Origin of the sequence: Streptomyces sp. NPDC101776, from assembly GCF_044766845.1 — a bacterium.
Classification (GTDB): domain Bacteria; phylum Actinomycetota; class Actinomycetes; order Streptomycetales; family Streptomycetaceae; genus Streptomyces.
Genome location: NZ_JBIWMV010000009.1, coordinates 39,335 through 59,663 on the forward strand (window position 1 = coordinate 39,335; position 20,329 = coordinate 59,663).

Genomic DNA, 20,329 nt, shown 5'->3' on the forward strand with positions numbered 1-20,329 from the left:
ACCTACGGAGCGCGGCGCCGAGGTCGGGCGACGCATCGGCGTCGGCCTGATGTACGGGCTGTGGAAGCCGCGCGTGCTGGGTTCCTGGAAGGTTCCCGCCACCGGCCCGGTGATCCTCGCCGTCAACCACTCGCACAACCTCGACGGCCCGATGGTCATCGGTGTGGCGCCACGGGCCTCGCACTTCCTCGTCAAGAAGGAAGCGTTCGTCGGGCCGCTCGGGCCCTTCATGCGCGCCGTCGGACAGGTGGAGGTGGACCGCTCGACCGCCGACCGTACGGCTGTCACCCGGGCGCTCGACATCCTGAAGAACGGCGGGGTCCTCGGGATCTTCCCCGAGGGCAGCCGTGGTGAGGGCGACTTCGCCGCGCTGCGCGCCGGGCTCGCCTACTTCGCGGTCCGTGGCGGCGCCCCGATCGTGCCGGTGGCCGTGCTGGGCAGCTCGGAGCAGCGCGGCCGGCTGATAAAGGCGCTGCCCCCGCTGCGCTCCCGCGTCGACGTCGTCTTCGGCGACCCGTTCGACGCGGGCGACGGCTCCGGCCGCCGTACGCGCAAGGCACTGGACGAGGCGACCGAGCGGATCCAGAAGCAACTGGCCGCCCACCTGGACAGTGCCAGGCGCCTCACCGGGCGCTGAGAGACACTTGAGTAGTGGATCACCCGAAATCCGGGGGTTCCACCGATCACCACGATGAACGAGGTACCGATCTTCATGAACGACCAGATCCAGCCCGACGGCTCCGGCGAGGAGCACGAGCACGGGGAGCTCGGAGAGGCCGAGGCCACCGAGTACGCAGCGTTCATGGAGCTCGCCGCCGTAGAGGGCTTCGACATCGAGGACGTGGAAGGGGCCATCGGCGAAGCCGGTCACGGTCCGCTGCCGGTCCTCGCCGTCGTCGGCCGGCCGAACGTCGGCAAGTCGACTCTCGTCAACCGCATCATCGGGCGGCGTGAAGCCGTCGTGGAGGACAAGCCGGGTGTCACGCGGGACCGTGTGACGTACGAGGCCGAATGGGCCGGGCGGCGCTTCAAGGTCGTCGACACCGGCGGCTGGGAGCAGGACGTCCTCGGCATCGACGCCTCCGTGGCCGCGCAGGCCGAGTACGCGATCGAGGCCGCCGACGCGGTCGTCTTCGTCGTCGACGCCAAGGTCGGCGCCACCGACACCGACGAGGCGGTCGTACGGCTGCTGCGCAAGGCCGGGAAGCCCGTCGTGCTGGCGGCCAACAAGGTCGACGGTCTGAGCGGTGAGTCCGACGCCTCCTATCTGTGGTCCCTGGGGCTCGGCGAGCCGCACCCGGTCTCCGCGCTGCACGGGCGCGGCACCGGCGACATGCTGGACGCCGTCCTGGAGGCCCTTCCGGAGGCGCCCGAGCAGACCTTCGGCACCGCGGTCGGCGGGCCCCGCCGTATCGCGCTGATCGGCCGCCCGAACGTCGGCAAGTCCTCGCTGCTGAACCGGGTGGCGGGCGAGGAGCGCGTCGTCGTCAACGAGGTCGCGGGGACGACCCGTGACCCGGTCGACGAACTGATCGAACTCGGCGGTATCACCTGGAAGTTCGTCGACACGGCGGGCATCCGCAAGCGCGTCCACCTCCAGCAGGGCGCCGACTACTACGCCTCGCTGCGCACCGCCGCCGCCGTCGAGAAGGCGGAGGTCGCGGTCATCCTGATCGACGCCTCCGAGTCCATCTCGGTGCAGGACCAGCGCATCGTCACCATGGCCGTCGAGGCGGGCCGCGCGATCGTGCTCGCCTTCAACAAGTGGGACACCCTCGACGAGGAGCGCCGCTACTACCTGGAGCGCGAGATCGAGACCGAGCTCGCCCAGGTCGCGTGGGCGCCCCGGGTGAACGTCTCGGCGCGCACCGGCCGCCACATGGAGAAGCTGGTCCCGGGCATCGAGACCGCGCTGGCCGGCTGGGAGACCCGCGTTCCGACGGGCCGTCTGAACGCCTTCCTCGGCGAACTCGTCGCCGCCCACCCGCACCCGATCCGCGGCGGCAAGCAGCCCCGCATCCTCTTCGGCACCCAGGCCGGCACCAAGCCCCCGCGCTTCGTCCTCTTCGCCTCCGGCTTCATCGAGGCGGGCTACCGCCGCTTCATCGAGCGCCGCCTGCGCGAGGAGTTCGCCTTCGAGGGCACCCCGATCCACATCTCGGTCCGGGTCCGCGAGAAGCGCGGCAAGAAGAAGTAGCCGTCACCGTAAGGCTGTTCGACGACACGGCCTTTCTACGACGAGGAGGGCGGCCCCTGTGTCAACAGGGGCCGCCCTCCTCGTGTGCGTGCCGCGTCAGATTCCCCGGCGTGGGCCGGGCGGCAGGGCCGGGATGTGGTGCATCCCGGTGTGACCGTGCTGCTGCTGCCCGATGTGACCGAGTTGCCCGACGCGCTGCCACTGCGACTGCTGCCGGGCGCTGTAGGCCCCCGCGCTGTACGCGCTGTACGAACTCCCGCCGCTGAACGAGCCCGTGCTGTGCGGGCTGTGCCCGAAGGCGGTGAAGCCCAGCTCCTCCTCGCCGCTGCGGTCACCCGGCAGCGAGCGGAAGGTCTTGACCCACTCCGAGTAGAGCCGGTCGTAGATCGGCGTGGCCGATGGGCCGCCGGAGCTGTCCCGGTCCGATCGCGAGGACGGGATCGACTGGTACGGCCGGCTGCGGGGAACGTCGTATGCGTGCACGTATGTCCAAACGACGGGTCACCTGAAGGGATGCGGCTCAGGTGCCCGCGAGCGGCAGCGCGGAGCCGACCAGCTTGCCGTTGGCCGCGGCCTTGTCCAGGGCGCTGCGCAGCAGATCCTCGCGGGGCTGGCGGCCGATCGAGCCGACCGGAGCCGCGAACATCAGCACCTGCTGGTGCTTGTTGGCGGCGGCCCGCCAGCTGTCGGTGACCTGGAGCGGCTGGTGCGCCTGCCACCAGGCCACCGGGGAACCGCCGTTGCTGTTCGGCTGGAGCACCGCGTGCAGTTGGCCGGCGGCGAGCAGCACCGACCAGCCGTGCAGCACCGGCGGCACGGTGGTGATCTCGCTGAGCGGCATGAAGCCCTGCTCGATCAGCAGCGGCAGGAAGTCGTCCCCGATGTCGGTCGAGCCGGGCCGCACGATGGGCGCGGTCGGCTCGACCACCAGGGCGGGGTGCAACTCCCCTGAGATCAGGACGAGTCCGCTGGTCACCCCGAGCACGGCCTGCTCGGGTACGGCCTTGTCCGGTCCGCCGGCCGGGGCGTGCGTGTTCCCGCTGATCGAGCGGACGGCGCCCTGCAGTTGCTCCTCGGTGACCTGGACGATCTGGGAGGGCAGACAGGTGGCGTGGGCGAACGCGAGGACGGCGGTCTCGTCGCCGATGAACAGGACGGTGCTGGTGCGCTCCTGTTCGGAGTCGCCCTGGGTGCGGCACGACGTGCAGTCGTAACTGCCCGGGGCGTTGTCTCCGGCGAGCAGCCGGTCGGCTTCTTCGTCGCCGATCTCGGCGCGTACGTCGTCGCTGACGTCGAGCATGCGCGGCACGGGTGGCTCCCTCGGAATGCGGTGCCCGGTGGGTCCCGGGCTCATGAAGAGGACAACGGAAGATCTGTGGCGGGAGTCACGCTCCAGAGGGAACCGAATCGAACCGATCGACGAGGACGGTCACGTTCGGTGCGGAATCGGACACTCCATGTCAACTCTGTGAAAGGTCAAGGGAGTTGGTCGCGTGAACCGGGTCACAGCACGTGTCGGCAACTGGTCGAAAAATCGTGAAATCAGCGAATGTAGTGGGTGGCCGAAAAATGCCGATACCCGCGGTAACAGTCAACTGGCCTGCGGAGACGGGCAGTTGGTCGACACCGGCTCGCCGACCTCCGTACATTCCTCCGCCGTGTGCAGCGAGCACCGCTCGGGTACGTCCGCCGGCCGAACAAGCCAGCAAGCAGCACCACTTCCGGCGGACGGGGAGGAGCGCGAGGACCACGTGGATGCGTGGGAGCCGCGAACCGCCTTGGGGGACCCCGTGTTGTTGGAGAGGGAACTACATGTCCGAATGTGCCGATACCACTAACACTCGCGACAACGCTTCCAAGGCCCCGCACAAGGGCCAAGCGCGTACGACGGCGGTTCTCGCCGGGGCGGCCCTGCTCGCCCCGCTCGGACTGCTGGCCGCAAGCGGCAACGCCGCGGCGGCCGACAGCGGAGTGTGGGACCGCATCGCCCAGTGCGAGAGCGGCGGCAACTGGCACATCAACACCGGCAACGGCTACTACGGAGGACTCCAGTTCTCCGCCGGCACTTGGCGCGCCTACGGCGGCTCGGCCTACGCGGCCACCGCGGACCAGGCCTCCAGGTCCGCGCAGATCGCCGTCGCCACCAAGGTCCAGCACGCCCAGGGCTGGGGTGCCTGGCCGGTCTGCTCGGCCAAGGCCGGAGCGGGCGGCAGCGCACCCGCGGCCTCTTCGGGCACGGTGACCGAGAAGTCGACGAAGACCACCAAGTCGACCAGGTCGGCCACCGGGTCGACACAGAAGAAGTCGACGAAGAAGGCGACCCCGTCGAAGCCCGCGGAGACGTCGGCCCGCGGGACGAACGACGCCTCACGCGGCACGTCCCGCGGCGACTACACCGTCCGCGAGGGCGACACCCTCAGCGGCATCGCGGCCGAGCACGGGACCTCCTGGCGGAAGATCTACGCCGCCAACAGGTCCGTCATCGGCACCGACCCCGATCTGATCGTCCCCGGGCAGCAGCTCGACCTCTGAGCCGAACCGCTCCCTGTGCCCCCGCCCGGTCCGTCGACCGTGCGGGGGCCTGCCCGTCACCGCTCCCGTTCGGCCGCCTCGCCGCTGAACACGACGGCCCCGCGCCGCAGTTCGTACACGAGGGCGGCCCGCCCGCGCAGCACGGGCGGCAACCGCTGCTCGGCCACGACCACACACGCGTCCAGCCCGCCCAGCAGTTCGTACGTGTGCGCCGCGACCGCGGGCGACATGCCCTGCGCCGGTTCGTCGACGAGCACGACACGCGCGCGTGCCACCAAGGCCCGGGAGAGGGCCAGCATGCGCTGCTCACCGCCGGACAGGGTGCCGGCGCGCCGGGGGAGCAGTTGGCGGAGCGGGGGGTAGGCGTCGAGGGCCACGGAGTGGTCCCGCGCGGCGAGTTCGAGGTTCTCGCGCACGGTGAGGGACCCGAACACGGCCTGCCGGTCCGGCACCAGGCACAGTCCCCGGCGCGCTCTTTCGTACGCGGGCATACGGGTCACGTCGGCGCCGTCCCACACCACCGCGCCGCCCGACAGCGCGACCGTACCGGCGAGGGCCCGCAGCGCGGTCGTACGGCCGGAGCCGTTGCGGCCCAGCAGGACGGTGAGCCCGCGTGCGGGGGCGGCGAGGGTGACGCCGTGCAGGGCTTCGAGAGGGCCGTAGCGCACGCGTGCGTGGCGAAGGGCGATGGTCATGCGGGGCGCTCCCGCGCCGCCGGGGTGTCGAGGACGCGGTCGGGCGGACCAGAGGCGACGATGCGGCCCGCCGCCATCACATGGACCACGTCGGCGAGGTCGGCGACCAGATCGAGGTCGTGCTCCACGACGAGCAGGGCGGTGCCCTCGGCGGCCAGCGCCCTCAACACCACGGTCAGCGCGGCCACTTCGGCGGTGTCGAGACCGGCGGCGGGTTCGTCGAGCAGCAGCACCCGCGGACTCCCGGCGAACGCCCGCGCCAGTTCGACCCGGCGCAGCGTCCCGGTGGGCAGCCCGGCGGCGGGCAGCGACCGCACGTCCCCGTCGAGCCCGAACAACCGCAACGCCCGCTCCACGGCGGCCGGTTCGGCGACCCGCCCTTGCTCGGCACCCACGCGCACGTTCTCGGCGACGGTCAACGAGGCGAAGACGGCGAGCTGTTGAAAGGTCCGCGCGACCCCGAGCCGGGTACGCGCATGCGCGGGCAGCCGCGTGATGTCCCGCCCCCCGAGCCGAACCCGCCCCCGCACGGGCCGCACGGTCCCGGCCAGACAGTGGAACAGGGTACTTTTCCCGGCCCCGTTGGGCCCGACAACAGCGGCGACCTGCCCTGCCCGCACAACGAGATCGACTCCGTCGAGCACGGTGAAACTGCCGTAACGGGCGTACAGGGTATGGGCGGTGAGGACGGGTGGGGCGGGGGGTGTCCGTGGAGGGGCTGGGCGAAGACGGGTCGCCTCCGGCGCGGACTTGGGAGGGGGCGCTTCCCTGGGCGGGCGCCTGCGCTCGGACGCGGCGTCCCCGTGTGCCGGTTCCGCCACGTTGCCCTGCTGCCGCCCGTCGTCGGGCTCGGTCGGATGTGCAACGCCGGTACCGCTGGCCGCTGTTGTGCCCGTCTCGCCCCGAAGCCCTGATGGGCCGGGCCCGGCCGTGTGCCCCCGCAGGTCCCGTGCCCCGGACGCCCGCCCGGTGCCGAGTTGCCGCCGGTGTGCAACGCCCGCATACACCAACCCCGTTGAGGCGACCCTCACACTTACCGCCCGCAACCTCCGCCGCACCCCCACCCCCACCGGCGTGAGCCGTGCCCTTCGCCGTTCCATCGCCCCGCGCAGCGCCTCGTGAGGTCCCCCGGGGAAGCGGCCCACGCACACCGCCAGCACGCCGATCAGGGCCGCCGCCACTCCGCCGCGCGCCCCCGCGTCCAGCCCGACCAGGAGGGCCGCGGCCGTCAGGGCGCCCAGGGTGCTGTCGGCGCCCAGGACGGTCACCGCGGCGAACCAGAGGAGGCCGCGGACGGGGTCGTAGGCCGAGGGGTCGAAGGCGCGCAGGCTCATGGCGAGCATGCCGCCGCCCAGCGCGGCCAGGGCGGCGCCCGTGACGAAGGCCAGGAGTTTCAGGGACGGGACCTGGACGCCCGCCGCGGACGCGCCCGCCTCGTGGTCCCGCATCGCCGCGAGGGCGCGGCCCGTGCGGCCCCGGCGCAGGGCGTGGGTGGCCGGCAACGCAGTGGCGAGGAGGGCGAGTTCGAGGATGTAGTACGCGCGGTCCCCCTCGAAGCCGGACGGGCGGTCCAGGGACAGGCCCGACGTGGCGTACGGCTGGGCGAAGACGAAGCGGCTGACCCCGACGCCGACCGCGAAGGTCGCGAGGGCGAGGGACAGGCCCTGGCGGCTGATCGCGGGCCAGCCCGTCAGCAGGCCCAAGGGGGCGACCAGAAGGACAGCCGTCGCGAGTGCGGCAAGTTCCGGGAGCCGGGGGAGTCCCGGGAAGCGGCCCGCCGCCAGTAGCGCGGTGAACAGGGCGCCCAGGCCCGCGTACGCCGCCTGCCCCAGCGAGAGCTGTCCGCCGCGCCCGGTGACCACCACCAGGGACAGCAACACCACGCCCAGCGCCGGTACTTGGACCGAGGTGTGCAGGTCCGAGCCCGCGAAGCCGAGGGGGAGCAGGAACAGCACCGCCGCCACGATCCAGGCGCCGGGAGGGGTCGGGACGCGAGCCGTCGCCGTACGCGGGAGCGCGTCCTTCGTACCGACACCCGGCAGCACCAGCGCCGCGACCAACAGGGCGACCACGAACAGGTTCGCGCCCACCGCCTGCACCAACTGCCCATTCCAGCCCGGCAGATGGAACCGCGTCAACTGGCTCTGCCCGACCCCGATCCCCAGCGCCACCACCACCGCGACCGGCAGACTCCGCATCCGCGCGGCCACCGAGACCGCCACCACCTCCATGACGAGCAGCGGCAGACCGTACGGGTCCAGACGCACGTACGGGGCGAGCAGTACGCCCGTCAGGCCCGCCGTGAAGGAACCGAACGCCCAGCCCGCCGCCGCCACCCGGTCCGCGTCCACCCCGCCCAGCAGCGCGAGTCGCCGGTCGTCCACCACCGCCCGCAGCTCCCGCCCGAACCGCGTCCAGCGGATCACCGCCCCGACCCCGGCGGCGAGTACGACCACCACCGCCAACTGCCCCCAGGGATCGGCCGACACCAGCTCCGGCGCGTCGTCCCGTGCCCCCTGCCCCCACACCAGCACCGCCCCGCCGACCAGCAGCACGAACACCCCGATGGACGCCACCAGCGTCCGCGCCGGATCGCCGCCCAGGACCGACAGCGGGCGGAAGACGAACCGTTCCAGCGCCACCCCGATGGCGGGCGCGAGGAACAGCAGCGTCACCACCGCGCCGAGCCACAGCGGCCAGCCCCACCCCACCACGCACTGCCGCAGCGCGTACGCGCACACCATCGCGACGGCGCCGTGCGCGAAGTTGAGGACGCCGGTCGCGCGGTACGTCACGATCAGGCCGATCCCGGTGAGCGCGGCGGCGCTGCCGACGGAGAGGCCGGCGAGAGTGAGGTCGTAGCTCAGGGAGGACATCAGTCGTCGGCTTCGGCGGGCTCGCAGATCGGGCAGGGGCTCAGCTCGCCGCTCGCCACCAGCTTCGAGTCCACCGGCACCGCTTCCGGCTTCCCGGCCACCAACGGGCAGTCCGCGCGGTGCCACAACGTGCCGCCGGGCACCATCAGCAGGTCCCCGCTGACCGCCACGGGAGTGAAGGCGGCCCGCGCGGACTCCTCGGCGTCGTCGGCCTCGACGGCCACGAGAAGGGCGTACAACTCCTCCACGCGCGCGGCGGCGAGGGCGCTTCGGCCGTGGGTGAGCAGGATCGCGGCGGCGACGATCAGGGCGGCGCCGGGGATCGTGCAGGAGGCCAGGTAGGGGAGTTGGCGTTCCGCGTAGCGCTCGCCGGAGACGCCGTACCAGCCGATCACGCACAGGACCGCGCCGGCGGCGAGCGCGGCCCAGCCGGCCCACAGGGCGGGGTGCACGGTCCGCAGTCGGGCTGTCCGCATTTACGGCTCCCACACGTCAGGTGTCTGTCCATGCCGGCCAATGGCTTGCACTATGCCTTCTGACACCTGACCTGAAAACACCGGGCGAGCACGGCCCGGACCGACACCCGGCGGTGAGCCAGATGGTTCTCGGGAGCGATCTCAGGCGAAGGAACACAACGCACGCGCGGGGCACGGTAGTTACGGCCGCCCTGGCGCTCGTGCTCACGCTCGGCCCGGCGCTGGCGGCGTGCAGCGACGACAGCGGGGGCGGCGGCAGCGCACCACCGCCGACCCCGTCCGTGGAACAGACCACGAGCGCACCGGCGACCGCGCCCGCCGACCCGGCCGCCGCCACGACGCAGATCAAGGCCAACTGGAAGAAGTTCTTCGACCCGGCCACCTCGACCCAGGACAAACAGGCCGTCCTGGAGAACGGCGACAAGATGGGCCCGGTGCTCAAGGCCTTCAGCGGGGACAAGCGCGGCGGGCAGGTCCAGGCGGACGTCCAGAAGGTCGAGTTCACCGCACCGGACAAGGCGACCGTGACGTACAGCCTGACCCTGAACGGTGCCACCGCCCTGCCGGACGCCTCCGGGACGACGGTCGAGCAGGACGGCACCTGGAAGGTGTCCGTCAACACCCTGTGCGCGCTGGTGGCGTTGAGCGGCGATGCCTCGCAGTCGCCCGGGGCGGGCTGCTGAGGCCGCTGTCGCGGTGCTGCTGCTCCTCGGGGGCACGGCCTGCGGCAGCCGCCTCCCGGAGAGCGACTTCGAGCACGGCGACACCCGTACGCCCACGACCGACGGCGGAACACCGATCCGGGTCGGCATCATCACCAGCGCGACCAGCCCGGTCGGCGGCGACACCTTCACCGGCCCCCGCGACGGCGCGAAGGCGTACTTCGACCGCCTCGACGCGCGCGGGGGCATCGACGGGCACCCGGTCGAGGTGCGCCTGTGCGACGACGGCGGCAGCGGCGTCGGCAACAACGAGTGCGTGCACAAGCTGATCGACGAGGAGAAGGTCGTCGCCCTGGTCGCCACCACCGCCCTCGACTACGCCGGCGCCTCCCGCGTCTCCCACGCACGCGTGCCCGACATCGGCGGCCAGCCCGTCGGCGCCGCCTACGACACCTGGCCGCACCTGTACGGCGTCTACGGCAGCCTCGCGCCCCGCGCGGGCACCCCGGGCTGGGGCGGGAAGCTGTACGGCGGCACGGAGGTCTACCGGTACTTCAAGCGCGAGCAGGGGGCCCGTACCGCCGCCGTCGTGTCGTACAACCAGGCCGCCTCGGCCGCCTACGCCCGGCTCGTCGAGCAGGGGCTGAAGGCGGAGGGCTACAAGGTCGTCACCGAGCAGGTCGACTTCGCGCTGCCCAACTTCCGTGCCATTGCGGCGGACTTGAAGCAGCAGGGCGCCGACCTGGTCTTCGACGCCCTCGACACGCACGGGAACGCCCAGTTGTGCGCGGCGATGGACCAGGTCGGCGCGCACGTCGTCGCCAAGGTAACGAACGTACAGAATTGGACATCCACCGTCCCGGAGGACTACAAAAACTCCCCGCGCTGCCGCAACGCGCTGTGGGCGACCGGGTCCAGCCGCGACTTCGACGACACCTCGCAGGCGGCCGTACGGGAGTTCCGGGACGCGACCAAAGGCCTGAAGACGCACTCCCAGTGGCAGTTGGAGGGCTGGGCGGCGGCGATGTGGTTCACGGACGCGGCAAAGGCCTGCGCGAAAACGGGCGTCACGCGTGCGTGCGTCGACGGCTTCATGAACCGGAGCGAGAACTACACCGCCGACGGCCTCCTGGTTCCCGTCTCCTTCGAGCGGCTCACCGAACCGCCGAGGACACGCAGGACGTGTCTGTCGGTCGCCCGGTGGCAGGACGGCAGGGGGTGGGTCCCGCAGGGGGACATGAACGCCACCTGTTTCGAGGTGCCCCAACTGCCGTACCGCCCTTGATCACTGCCCTACGGCACGTGCCACAGACTGTGACCATGTTGGAGACCTCGGCACGACTCCTGCGACTGCTCTCGCTGCTCCAGGCCCATCGCGAGTGGTCCGGCGCCGACCTGGCCGACCGGCTCGGGGTCACACCGCGCACCGTGCGCCGGGACGTGGACCGGCTGCGCGAGCTGGGCTACCCCGTCAACGCCAGCCCCGGTACGGGCGGCGGCTACCAGCTCGGCGCGGGCGCCGAGTTGCCGCCGCTGCTGCTGGACGACGACGAGGCGGTCGCCGTGGCGGTCGGTCTGCGCACCGCCGCCGGGCAGGGCATCGAGGGCATCGGCGAGACCTCCGTACGCGCCCTGACCAAGCTCGAACAGGTCCTGCCGAGCAGGCTCCGCCGCCGGGTGGGCGCCCTCAACGCGTTCACCGTGCCGATGCTGCACAACACGCCGCCGTCCGCCGTCGACCCGGCCGTGCTGACCGAACTGGCGGCCCTGTGCCGGGACGCCGAGCGGCTGCGCTTCGCGTACGAGAGCCATGACGGCGCCGCCACCCGCCGCACCGTCGAACCGCACCGCCTGGTGTGCACCGAGCGGCGCTGGTACCTGGTCGCCTGGGACCTGGACCGCGAGGACTGGCGCACCTTCCGCGTCGACCGGATCACGCCCCGGCCGCCGCACGGGCCGCGCTTCACCCCGCGCCCGCCCCCGGCCGAGGACCTCGCCGCGTACGTCTCGAAAGGGGTCTCCACGCGCGCGTACGCCACGCATGCCGTCGTACGGCTGCTCGTGCCCCTCCAGGAGGCCGCCGAGCGGATCTCGCCGTCCGCCGGGACGCTGGAGGCGGACGGGCCGACCACCTGTCTGCTGCGGACCGGCGCCCCGAACCTCGACGTGATGGTGGTCCACGTGGTGATGACGGGCTTCGAGTTCGAGGTCGTGGAGCCCGTCGGGCTGACCGAGAGGATCAGGGCGGCGCGGGACCGGCTGTCCCGGGCGCTGGACCGGCACGACCGGGCGGCCCACGGCGATTCTGTGCCGGAACGGTGAAACTCTTATGCGGTGTCAGCTCCCGCCGTAGCGCATGGAATCGGAATGGAATGAGGGCGCCGGGCCGGTTCTCGCGGTGCTTTCCGCCGGGCTATTCGGCGAGCCGGACCGACATGCGGGAATTACGTTCGAATGCCTGCGGAAGGCGTACGGAACCGCTCATACGTGTGAGGGAGGCAGCACAAAACACACGTCCTGATCCTGTGACAGAAGTGTGACCGGAGAGGGACGGATGAAGCGGGAGAGGGGCTAGCGTGGCGGGCATGGCATCCATTCCGACTCCACCGGCAGAGCCCCAGGACAGTCCGAACAGCTATGTGGGCCTCGACGCCGCAGAGGCCGAACGGCTCGCACGGGAGCGCGGGTGGTCGACCGTGCGGTCGCTGCCGCCGGGGGCGATCATCACCATGGAGTTCCGCGTGGGACGGCTCAACTTCGAGGTCGCCGACGGCACGGTGGCGCGCGCCTGGAAGGGCTGAGCGCACCCGTCGGGCACCCATGACGAAGGCCCTGGTTCCGCTGAAGGAACCGGGGCCTTCTCGGTGCGGGGATGGTGGTGCGTACCGGCCCCGCGGTCTGTACGTGCCGGGTCAGCCGCCCGGTACGGGGCGGGGGGCGGCCGTGCCGGTGGTCCCGCGCGCGACCCGGTCCGGGTGCGGCGGCCGGCGGCTGCCGATCGGGGTGACCGGGGTGCGCTCCGAACGGGCCGTGTGCGGGCTCGGGGCGAGATGGGCGGGCGGCCGGGCCGAACGGCTCGTGGTGACCGTCTCGCGGGCCGCCGGGACCTCGTCGCCGGAGGAGGCGCGCGGCTTGAGCAGCACCGGCGCGGTGACCGGGGACGCGGGCACCGGTGCGGGCGTCCTGCGGCCGCGACGGGCGCGCCAGCGGTCGCGCAGGTCGAAGATCGAGGTCTCGGCGCGCGCGATCAGCGGCTCGCACCAGGGGAGGGCGAGCAGGACCAGCAGACCGGCGGCCCAGCCGAGCAGTACGTCGCTCAGCCAGTGCGTGCCGAGGTAGACCGTGGCGAGACCGACGCCGAGCGAGGTCACCGCGGACGCGGCGGACAGCCACCGGCGGGCGGCCGGCGTGGAGGCCAGATACGCCAGGATTCCCCAGGTCACGACCGCGTTGGCGGTGTGGCCGCTGGGAAATATATCGCCGCCAAGGCCCATCTCGTTCGAGCCGATGACAGTGGCGTAGTGCGGGCCGAGGCGGCCCATGCCGAGCTTGGCGGCGCCGACCGTGATGTTCAGCAGCAGCAGCAGGGTGCCCAGGGTCAGCAGTGGGCGCAGTGTGTGCTGCCGCCACGAGCGCCAGCCCAGCCAGGCCGCGACCATCACCGCGGTGGGGCCGCGCTGGCCCAGGACCACGTAGTAGTCGACGAACCAGTGGATGCCCGCCCACTGCTGGTACGGCCGGAAGAACATGACCTGCCAGTCGAACCGGACCAGCCAGGACGTGGTCACGACGAGCCATACGATCGACAGATAGAAGGCCAGGGTCGCGGCAAACAGCACGACCCTGTGCCGGCTCATCTTCGGCACATCGATGTTGGCCGGCCGTTCGGGTTCACGGTCCAGCCTCGCGAACACCCGGTCCAGACGGGTGAGGTTTCGTTCGGTACGCACTCAATCGACGTTACAGCGAGTGAGTGTGGATCCCCGTCGAAACAGCGGCTTTGTGATGACGATGTGATGTGGGAAAGCTCTCAGGGCCAGGTTTATTTCCGAGGATTCCGCAATCCCGGACGGCTCCGTCCTTCAATTCCTTTGATCATGCCGGGTCGAGTTTTATGGCCCTTATGAATTAGTTCACCAAATGCTGGGGTGGAATTGGCCGGGCGCTCATGGAGCGTGACGAGTGGATCATGGCGGACCGGAGCCGTTCAGCCAGAACGCCCCGTACGCGGCCGATGCCAGTGCGACACCGCCCACCACCCATGCTGACCTGGACGTACGCAGTCGTGCCAGGGCGAGCGCGAGGGGGAGCAACAGGGCGAAGGCGGGCATCAGCAGGCGCGGTTTCGAGCCGAAGTAGCTCGACGCGCACAGCGCGAGCGCGGTGACGACGCCTGTGTACACCAGGAGGGGCAGCGGCTGGCCCTGTCGGACGCCCACGACGTACAGCCAGAGCACCAGTCCGACTCCGGCGATCAGCCCCACCCCGGCCAGGGCCGACGGGAACGACGTGAACTTGTCGCCCACGAAACGGGCGAAAGCGGCGCCCCCGTCGAAACCGTTGCGCCAGCCCGCCTGCACGTCGAGATAGCCCAGCGGGCCCTTGCCGGTGCGATGGCCGACCCACAGGACGTACCCGGCGGCGCCCAGAGGCGCGAGCGCCATGCCCAGGGCGCGCGGCCAGACCCGCGCGCCGGGCGCGGGCGCCGTGCTGCGGTCCCGCACGAAAGAGGTGATGCCGGCGACCCACACCGCGGCGACCACGGCGAGCCCCACCGGCCGCGTGAGACCGGCGAACAGGGCAAGGACTCCGGCCGCCGGCCAGCGGCCCGTCAGCACGGCGTACAGCGACCAGGCGGCGAGCGCGGTGAAGAGCGACTCGCTGTACGCCATCGACTGCACGATCCCGACCGGCAGCACGGCCCACAGCAGTACGGCGGCGACGCCCACGCGACGGCCGTAGACATGGTCGGTGACCGCGAAGATCCCCCAGGCCGCCGCGAGCGAGGCGAGCAGGCTCACCACGAGACCGCCGTCGGCGTACGACAGCGGGGAGACCGCGTGCATGAACCGTTCCAGCCAGGGCAACAGCGGGAAGAAGGCGAGGTTCGAGTGGACGTCGCCGTTCGGGAGGCGGACCTCGTAGCCGTAACCGAGGTCGGCGACCCGGGTGTACCAGAGGGCGTCCCACCGGGCGGTCAGCAAGGTGTGGGCGCTCTTGCCGCGCGCCGCGCTCCACACCGCGAGCACCACCAGGCCCAGGGCGCGGACGGTGGCGTACCCGAGGAGGGCCGGGGCCGCCCGGCGCAGAGGTGCTGCGAGATCGGTCACGGGCCCGATTATCGAGGGCGTACGGAACCGGAAGACCAGGCGGGGCGTGGTCGAGAGGGAGGTAAGTGGTGTACGCCACACGTGTTCTCCGGGGAGTGTGAGAGGTCCACCACGTGGCATTGGCGTGAACTCGCGTACTCTGACGGCTCACTCGCCTTCGTTGCGCGGGTCGGAGACACCGCTCCTCTCCGACCGAAGTCACGGGGAGTCCCCACCCCGTGAGCCCCGCCGAACGCGAGGGAACATCTGGGAGGTAGTACATGTCCAGGACGACCACGGCCGCCGCAGCGCTGCGCCGTCGGGCGGCCGGGGCCGGTGCCAACCGCTGGGTCGTCCTCGTCGTCCTCTGCGTCAGCCTGCTGCTGGTCGCGCTCGACGCCACCGTGCTGCATGTCGCGGTGCCCGCCGTCACCGAGGACCTCAAACCCGGCGCGATAGAGCTGCTCTGGATCGTCGACGTCTATCCGCTGGTCTGCGCCTCGCTCCTCATCCTCTTCGGCACGCTCGGCGACCGCGTGGGCCGCAGACGCATCCTGCTCCTCGGCTACGGCCTCTTCGGCATCGCCTCCGGGCTGGCCTCCCTCGCCCATGACGCCCAGGTCCTGATCCTCGCGCGGGCGCTGCTCGGCGTCGGCGGCGCGATGATCATGCCGGCCACGCTGTCGATCCTCCGCCAGGTCTTCCCCGACCGGCGGGAGCGGGCGGTGGCGATCGGCGTGTGGAGCGCGGTGGCCGCGGTCGGCGCGGCGATCGGCCCACTCCTCGGCGGCTTCCTCCTGGAGCACTTCTGGTGGGGCTCGGTCTTCCTCGTCAACATCCCCCTGATGCTGATCAGCCTGCCGATCGGCCGACTCCTGCTCCCCGAGTCCCGCGGCGACCGCGACGGCCCGTGGGACGTCGTCGGCGCGCTGATGGCCGCGGGCGGTCTCTTCGGCGTCGTCTTCGGCGTGAAGCGGCTCGGTGGCGGGGAGGCCGTGGAGAGCGGCTGGACCGTGGCCCCGCTGCTCGTGGGCGCGGTGCTGCTGGTTCTCTTCGTACGACGACAACGGCGCCGTACGCATCCGCTGGTGGACCTGAAGATGTTCCGCAGGCCGGCGTTCAGCACGTCCGTCGGCTGCATCGTGCTGGCGATGCTGGCGCTCGTGGGCCTGGAACTGATCGCGGCGCAGTACCTGCAACTGGTGCTGGGTCTGTCCCCTCTCCAGACTGGTCTACGACTCCTGCCGCTGACGTTCGCGGCGATGGCGGCGGGGTTGTTCGGGGCGCGGATGCTCCGGCGGTTCGGGCCGCGCCGGATGGTGTGCTTCGGGTTCTGCCTCACCGCGGTCTCGGTGCTGGCGCTCACCGCGATGGGTGGGCGGGACAACGCCGGGCTGCTGCTCTTCGGGTTCCTGCTGCTCGGGTTCGGGCTGGAGATGACCCTCTTCGGGGCGTACGAGTCGATGCTGAGCGAGGCTCCGCCGGCGCAGGCGGGGGGCGCGGCGGCGATCGGCGAGACCTCGTACCAGCTCGGGGCGGGGATCGGGATCGCGCTTCTCGGCAGCGTGATGAACGCGGCGTACGCTCCCGGGCTGCGGTCCGTGCCCGGGGTGCCGACCTCCGCGTCGGTCTCGGCGGGGCATTCACTGGGCGAGGCGTACGACGTGGCCGGGCGGCTCGGTGGGGTACGTGGCGCGGCCCTGCGCCACGCGGCACGGGACGCTTTCGTCCACGGCCTGCACGTCACGTTGCTCGTCAGCGCGGGCTTGCTGCTGCTGGGCGCGGTGATGGCGTTGCGGTTGCCCCGGATCATGCAGTGCGAGGTGCCTGCGGCGGCTGTCGGGGTGCCTGCCCCCAGGGAAGTAGCAGAGTCCCGAATCCCAGCCTGACCAAACCTTTCCCACCCGCCCACCCGTTTACGGGCATCCAAGAGGTGACCGTGTCCCGTGGGGGTGCCACACCGTTGGCGCCTGCGGGGCGGTGGGCCGGAGAGGGCGCGCTCGGACGCAGTCGCGGCCGCCCGCGGCGCTCAGCCCCCACCCCACACGCTCACCCCTCCGTCGCCCGTAAACGGGTGGGCGGGGGGGAGAAGTGGTGGACGTGCCCGACCCGGCGTCGTAACGTCGAGCCCGTTGTCGTAACTAGCGGTGATAGTTTTTAGTTGCCGGAGGCTGTGTCTGTCATGTCCGTGTCCCCGAAGTTGCCCCCGTTCGACCCCACCGACCCCCTCGGCATCGACGACCTGCTCGACCCCGAGGACCTGGCGATCCGGGACACCGTGCGGGCCTGGGCGGCCGACAAGGTGTTGCCGTATGTCGCCGAGTGGTACGAGAAGGGGGAGTTGCCCGGAATCCGGGAGCTCGCGCGGGAGTTGGGCGGGATCGGGGCGCTCGGGATGTCGCTCGACGGGTACGGGTGCGCCGGGGCCTCCGCCGTGCAATACGGGCTCGCCTGCCTGGAGTTGGAGGCCGCCGACTCCGGGATCCGGTCACTCGTGTCCGTGCAGGGCTCCCTCGCCATGTACGCGATCCACCGCTTCGGCAGCGAGGAGCAGAAGCGGACCTGGCTGCCGAACATGGCCGCCGGTGACGTCATCGGCTGCTTCGGGCTGACCGAGCCCGACCACGGTTCCGACCCGGGCGCGATGCGGACGTACGCCAAGCGCGACGCCGGCGGCGACTGGGTGCTCAACGGCCGGAAGATGTGGATCACGAACGGCTCGGTGGCCGGCGTCGCCGTCGTATGGGCGCAGACCGACGACGGCATCCGCGGCTTCGTCGTGCCCACCGACAGTGCCGGCTTCTCCGCGCCCGAGATCAAGCACAAGTGGTCACTGCGCGCGTCCGTCACCAGTGAACTCGTCCTCGACGCCGTGCGGTTGCCGGCCGCTGCCGTACTGCCCGAGGTCGTCGGGCTGAAGGGGCCGCTGAGCTGTCTGTCGCACGCCCGTTACGGAATCGTGTGGGGTGCGATGGGCGCGGCGCGCGCTTCCTTCGAGTCCGCGGTCGCGTACGCGAAGACCCGGGAGCAGTTCGGGCGGCCCATCGGCGGCTTCCAGCTCACCCAGGCCAAGCTCGCCGACATGGCGGTCGAACTGCACAAGGGGATTCTGCTCGCCCATCATCTGGGGCGGCGCATGGACGCCGGGCGCCTGCGTCCCGAGCAGGTCAGCTTCGGCAAGCTGAACAACGTACGGGAGGCCATCGAGATCTGCCGTACCGCACGGACGATCCTCGGTGCCAACGGGATCTCACTGGAGTACCCGGTGATGCGGCACGCGACGAACCTGGAGTCGGTGCTCACGTACGAGGGCACCGTCGAGATGCACCAGCTCGTGCTGGGCAAGGCGCTCACCGGACTCGACGCCTTCCGGTAGACCGGCGGCCCGGGGACAACCCTGCGGGAGGCAGGGCCGGTAAGCGGCCCTGCCTCAGCTCTGGTTGAAGAATCCGTCCTCACGGCGCACGGCGGGGTCGCCGCTGACGATCTCCGTGTTGGCGGGGGTCAGCAGGAAGACACGGTTCGCGACCCGCTCGATGGTGCCGCGCAGGCCGAAGGTGAGGCCGGCCGCGAAGTCGACCACGCGCTTGGCGTCGGTCGCCTCCATCGCCGTGAGGTTCACGATCACCGGAACCCCTTCACGGAACAGCTCACCGATGGCGCGGGCGTCCCGGAAGCTGTCCGGGGTGACCGTGCCGATCCGCCGGCCCTTCACCTCGGCGACGTCCTCGGCCACCTTCACCCGCGGATCCGTGACCCAGGCATCCCCGGGCTGCTCGGTCCCTTCGGAGTAGTCGTCGTCGTAGTAGCGCTCGTCATCGTTGTCGTCAACGAGCCCAAGCCAGGCACTCGCCTTGCGTACCGATCCCATGGACGCCTCCTCTCACAGCGGTCTTTATTGCTATCCGCATCCCTATGGTCATCCATGATGCGGATCGCGCGCCAAGTGGATAGACGCCGCGCGGGGGGTTTGTGACGCTACTGGTGCACAGCCAATACGTCGAGGGCCCCCGTGTATCAAGGGTGTTGCTGGACAGGGCTGCTGACTGAGAGTGAAATATGATTCTTCACGGCGACCGGGTGACGGCTGGTGCGTACGGGTGAACGGGGTGGTCGATTCGACGTCGCTGCTCAACGCCCGGTCAGCTGCCATATCGAACTCCGGATGCCCAGTCAGATGTCGTTCACGCCACGGGGGGTTGTCGTGTTCGGAATGGTCAGGCCTTGCAGTCACAGGCTCGGTGAGAGTCTCAAGGCCCAGTGGATGGCGCATTTGTGCGGGCTGTGTCTCGCGCTGCGCGGGGATCACGGTCAGTTCGCGAGGGTTGTCACCAATTACGACGGTCTGCTCCTCTCGGTCCTGACAGAGGCTCAGGTCGAGCGGGCGGGCGGCGGCTGGCGGCGTACGGCCGGGCCGTGCCCGTTGCGCGGGATGCGGACCGCGTCCGTCGCCCAGGGCGAGGGGGCGCGGCTCGCGGCGGCCGTCTCGCTGGTGCTGGCCTCCGCCAAGGTGCGGGACCATGTCGCCGACGGGGACGGGCTGCTGGCCCGCAGGCCGGTGGCGCTGGCCGCGCGGCGGGTGGCCGGGAGCTGGGGGCGGGCCGGGGCGCGGACCGGCTCGGCCGTCGGGTTCGACGCCGGTGTCCTCGTCGAGGCCGTGGAGCGGCAGTTCGGCATCGAGGCGCTCGCCGGGCCCGGCACCCCGATCCTGACCGTCACCGAACCGACCGAGACCGCCACGGCCGCCGCCTTCGCGCACACCGCGCTCCTGGCCGGCCGGCCCGGCAACGCCGTACCGCTCGCCGAGGCCGGCCGCCTCTTCGGCCGGCTCGCGCATCTCCTGGACGCCGTCGAGGACAGGCAAGCCGACGCCGCGTCGGGCGCCTGGAACCCGCTCACCGCGACCGGCACTCCGCTCACCGAGGCCCGCCGCCTCGCCGACGACGCGCTGCACGGGATACGCCTCGCGCTGCGGGAGACGTCCTTCACCGACGGCAAGTTGGCGCATCTGCTGCTCGCGCACGAACTGAGCCGCTCGGTGGACCGGGCCTTCGGCACCCAGTCGTGCGGGCACGGGCACGGGCTTGGGGGCGGGCTCGGGCTCGGGGGCGCGGCGGAGCCGCAGGCCGCCTTCGGACCGCCGCAGACCCCCTACCTGCCGGGCGACCCGCGCCACGACGGCAATCCCTACGGAGGGAATCCCTTCGGCGGTGAGCCCCCGCGTCCCCAAGGGCGCGGTTTCCTGGCCGGATGCGCCGCCGCCCTCGGCCTCTGCTGCACCTGCAAGGTGTGCTGCGCCGACGAGTTCGAGGGACCGTGGTCGGGGCGGCGGCGCGAGGGGTGTCGTTCGAGCTGCGACTGCTCGTGCTGTGACGCCTGCGAGTGCTGTGAGTGCTGTGAATGCGCCTCGTGCTGCGACTGCTGACCGTGACGGGCAGTCACCGCCGTTGTATACGACCGCTCTGAGGGCCCTTGTCGACCTGCGAGGCCGGAGGGCCCGTGTTTCGGCGCGGTAAAACAAAAACATGATCCGGTGACCGGTGCGCCGTGAGTGTCGTTGGGCGGGAGCAGAACCATTTCTG

Annotated in this window: 18 protein-coding genes; 10 read left to right on the plus strand and 8 right to left on the minus strand. The window is 71.4% G+C overall.

Annotated features, from left to right (window positions below):
* The first annotated feature begins 49 nt into the window (after positions 1-49).
* Together ACIRRY_RS26600 and der are read left to right on the plus strand one after the other, a co-directional pair.
* Positions 50-637 (plus strand): lysophospholipid acyltransferase family protein, encoded by a 588-nt coding sequence (locus tag ACIRRY_RS26600; protein ID WP_403977586.1) that lies wholly within the window; start codon positions 50-52, stop codon positions 635-637.
* Positions 638-712: 75 nt separating this feature from the next.
* Entirely contained in the window at positions 713-2,197 is a 1,485-nt protein-coding gene (gene der / locus ACIRRY_RS26605; RefSeq protein WP_403977588.1) for a ribosome biogenesis GTPase Der, read from the plus strand.
* Between the two features lie 96 nt (positions 2,198-2,293).
* On the opposite strand, the gene ACIRRY_RS26610 is transcribed toward der, so the two are convergent.
* Together ACIRRY_RS26610 and ACIRRY_RS26615 are read right to left on the minus strand one after the other, a co-directional pair.
* Positions 2,294-2,680 carry a hypothetical protein gene (locus ACIRRY_RS26610; RefSeq protein WP_403977076.1) on the minus strand — a complete coding sequence of 129 codons (387 nt, stop codon included), beginning with the start codon at positions 2,678-2,680 and terminating at the stop codon, positions 2,294-2,296.
* Positions 2,681-2,717: 37 nt separating this feature from the next.
* Positions 2,718-3,506, minus strand: coding sequence for a hypothetical protein (locus ACIRRY_RS26615; RefSeq protein WP_403977078.1), 789 nt, complete (start codon positions 3,504-3,506; stop codon positions 2,718-2,720).
* A gap of 503 nt (positions 3,507-4,009) precedes the next feature.
* Between ACIRRY_RS26615 and ACIRRY_RS26620 the strand changes: the two genes are divergently transcribed.
* Positions 4,010-4,729 (plus strand): transglycosylase family protein, encoded by a 720-nt coding sequence (locus tag ACIRRY_RS26620; RefSeq protein WP_403977080.1) that lies wholly within the window; start codon positions 4,010-4,012, stop codon positions 4,727-4,729.
* Between the two features lie 56 nt (positions 4,730-4,785).
* Here ACIRRY_RS26620 and ACIRRY_RS26625 read toward each other — a convergent pair whose 3' ends face one another.
* From ACIRRY_RS26625 to ACIRRY_RS26635, 3 genes are read right to left on the minus strand one after another with little or no spacing between them, the layout of a single operon-like run.
* A complete protein-coding gene (locus ACIRRY_RS26625) occupies positions 4,786-5,424 on the minus strand; it encodes an ATP-binding cassette domain-containing protein (RefSeq protein ID WP_403977082.1) in 639 nt (212 codons plus the stop codon).
* Positions 5,421-8,300 (minus strand): ATP-binding cassette domain-containing protein, encoded by a 2,880-nt coding sequence (locus tag ACIRRY_RS26630; RefSeq protein ID WP_403977084.1) that lies wholly within the window; start codon positions 8,298-8,300, stop codon positions 5,421-5,423. Before ACIRRY_RS26630 ends, ACIRRY_RS26625 begins: the two co-directional genes overlap by 4 nt.
* On the minus strand, positions 8,300-8,776 hold the full coding sequence (locus ACIRRY_RS26635) for a hypothetical protein (RefSeq protein ID WP_403977086.1): 477 nt from the start codon (positions 8,774-8,776) through the stop codon (positions 8,300-8,302). Before ACIRRY_RS26635 ends, ACIRRY_RS26630 begins: the two co-directional genes overlap by 1 nt.
* A gap of 122 nt (positions 8,777-8,898) precedes the next feature.
* Between ACIRRY_RS26635 and ACIRRY_RS26640 the strand changes: the two genes are divergently transcribed.
* The 4 genes from ACIRRY_RS26640 to ACIRRY_RS26655 all read left to right on the plus strand — a co-directional run bounded on the left by ACIRRY_RS26640 (position 8,899) and on the right by ACIRRY_RS26655 (position 12,239).
* Complete coding sequence (locus ACIRRY_RS26640) at positions 8,899-9,459, plus strand: hypothetical protein (RefSeq protein WP_403977088.1); 561 nt, start codon at positions 8,899-8,901, stop codon at positions 9,457-9,459.
* A complete protein-coding gene (locus tag ACIRRY_RS26645) occupies positions 9,428-10,723 on the plus strand; it encodes an ABC transporter substrate-binding protein (RefSeq protein ID WP_403977090.1) in 1,296 nt (431 codons plus the stop codon). The genes ACIRRY_RS26640 and ACIRRY_RS26645 overlap by 32 nt, the downstream gene beginning before the upstream one ends.
* Before the next feature lie 35 nt (positions 10,724-10,758).
* Positions 10,759-11,760, plus strand: coding sequence for a helix-turn-helix transcriptional regulator (locus tag ACIRRY_RS26650; protein ID WP_403977092.1), 1,002 nt, complete (start codon positions 10,759-10,761; stop codon positions 11,758-11,760).
* Positions 11,761-12,023: 263 nt separating this feature from the next.
* Positions 12,024-12,239, plus strand: a complete 216-nt coding sequence (locus ACIRRY_RS26655) for an I78 family peptidase inhibitor (RefSeq protein WP_403977094.1) — start codon at positions 12,024-12,026, stop codon at positions 12,237-12,239.
* A gap of 111 nt (positions 12,240-12,350) precedes the next feature.
* Here ACIRRY_RS26655 and ACIRRY_RS26660 read toward each other — a convergent pair whose 3' ends face one another.
* On the minus strand, positions 12,351-13,388 hold the full coding sequence (locus ACIRRY_RS26660) for a phosphatase PAP2 family protein (protein ID WP_403977096.1): 1,038 nt from the start codon (positions 13,386-13,388) through the stop codon (positions 12,351-12,353).
* A 237-nt stretch (positions 13,389-13,625) separates the two neighbouring features.
* Entirely contained in the window at positions 13,626-14,768 is a 1,143-nt protein-coding gene (locus ACIRRY_RS26665) for a hypothetical protein (RefSeq protein ID WP_403977098.1), read from the minus strand.
* 260 nt (positions 14,769-15,028) lie between these two features.
* On the opposite strand from ACIRRY_RS26665, the gene ACIRRY_RS26670 reads away from it, so the two are divergent.
* Both ACIRRY_RS26670 and ACIRRY_RS26675 read left to right on the plus strand, forming a co-directional pair.
* Positions 15,029-16,636: an MFS transporter gene (locus ACIRRY_RS26670; protein ID WP_403977100.1), complete on the plus strand. Its 1,608-nt coding sequence runs from the start codon at positions 15,029-15,031 to the stop codon at positions 16,634-16,636.
* A gap of 293 nt (positions 16,637-16,929) precedes the next feature.
* On the plus strand, positions 16,930-18,123 hold the full coding sequence (locus ACIRRY_RS26675; protein WP_403977102.1) for an acyl-CoA dehydrogenase family protein: 1,194 nt from the start codon (positions 16,930-16,932) through the stop codon (positions 18,121-18,123).
* 54 nt (positions 18,124-18,177) lie between these two features.
* Here ACIRRY_RS26675 and ACIRRY_RS26680 read toward each other — a convergent pair whose 3' ends face one another.
* Positions 18,178-18,618: a cell division protein SepF gene (locus ACIRRY_RS26680; protein ID WP_019059292.1), complete on the minus strand. Its 441-nt coding sequence runs from the start codon at positions 18,616-18,618 to the stop codon at positions 18,178-18,180.
* 333 nt (positions 18,619-18,951) lie between these two features.
* On the opposite strand from ACIRRY_RS26680, the gene ACIRRY_RS26685 reads away from it, so the two are divergent.
* Positions 18,952-20,172 (plus strand): DUF5685 family protein, encoded by a 1,221-nt coding sequence (locus ACIRRY_RS26685; RefSeq protein ID WP_403977590.1) that lies wholly within the window; start codon positions 18,952-18,954, stop codon positions 20,170-20,172.
* The last annotated feature ends 157 nt before the right edge of the window (positions 20,173-20,329 follow it).

Bases quoted from the DNA above. Each gene is read 5' to 3' on its own strand.
- ACIRRY_RS26600 (WP_403977586.1), top strand. From the start codon at position 50: ATGTACGGGCTGTGGAAGCCGCGCGTGCTGGGTTCCTGGAAGGTTCCC.
- der (WP_403977588.1), top strand. From the start codon at position 713: ATGAACGACCAGATCCAGCCCGACGGCTCCGGCGAGGAGCACGAGCAC.
- ACIRRY_RS26620 (WP_403977080.1), top strand. From the start codon at position 4,010: ATGTCCGAATGTGCCGATACCACTAACACTCGCGACAACGCTTCCAAG.
- ACIRRY_RS26625 (WP_403977082.1), bottom strand. From the start codon at position 5,424: ATGACCATCGCCCTTCGCCACGCACGCGTGCGCTACGGCCCTCTCGAA.
- ACIRRY_RS26630 (WP_403977084.1), bottom strand. From the start codon at position 8,300: ATGTCCTCCCTGAGCTACGACCTCACTCTCGCCGGCCTCTCCGTCGGC.
- ACIRRY_RS26635 (WP_403977086.1), bottom strand. From the start codon at position 8,776: ATGCGGACAGCCCGACTGCGGACCGTGCACCCCGCCCTGTGGGCCGGC.
- ACIRRY_RS26640 (WP_403977088.1), top strand. From the start codon at position 8,899: ATGGTTCTCGGGAGCGATCTCAGGCGAAGGAACACAACGCACGCGCGG.
- ACIRRY_RS26645 (WP_403977090.1), top strand. From the start codon at position 9,428: ATGCCTCGCAGTCGCCCGGGGCGGGCTGCTGAGGCCGCTGTCGCGGTG.
- ACIRRY_RS26650 (WP_403977092.1), top strand. From the start codon at position 10,759: ATGTTGGAGACCTCGGCACGACTCCTGCGACTGCTCTCGCTGCTCCAG.
- ACIRRY_RS26655 (WP_403977094.1), top strand. From the start codon at position 12,024: ATGGCATCCATTCCGACTCCACCGGCAGAGCCCCAGGACAGTCCGAAC.
- ACIRRY_RS26670 (WP_403977100.1), top strand. From the start codon at position 15,029: ATGTCCAGGACGACCACGGCCGCCGCAGCGCTGCGCCGTCGGGCGGCC.
- ACIRRY_RS26675 (WP_403977102.1), top strand. From the start codon at position 16,930: ATGTCCGTGTCCCCGAAGTTGCCCCCGTTCGACCCCACCGACCCCCTC.
- ACIRRY_RS26680 (WP_019059292.1), bottom strand. From the start codon at position 18,618: ATGGGATCGGTACGCAAGGCGAGTGCCTGGCTTGGGCTCGTTGACGAC.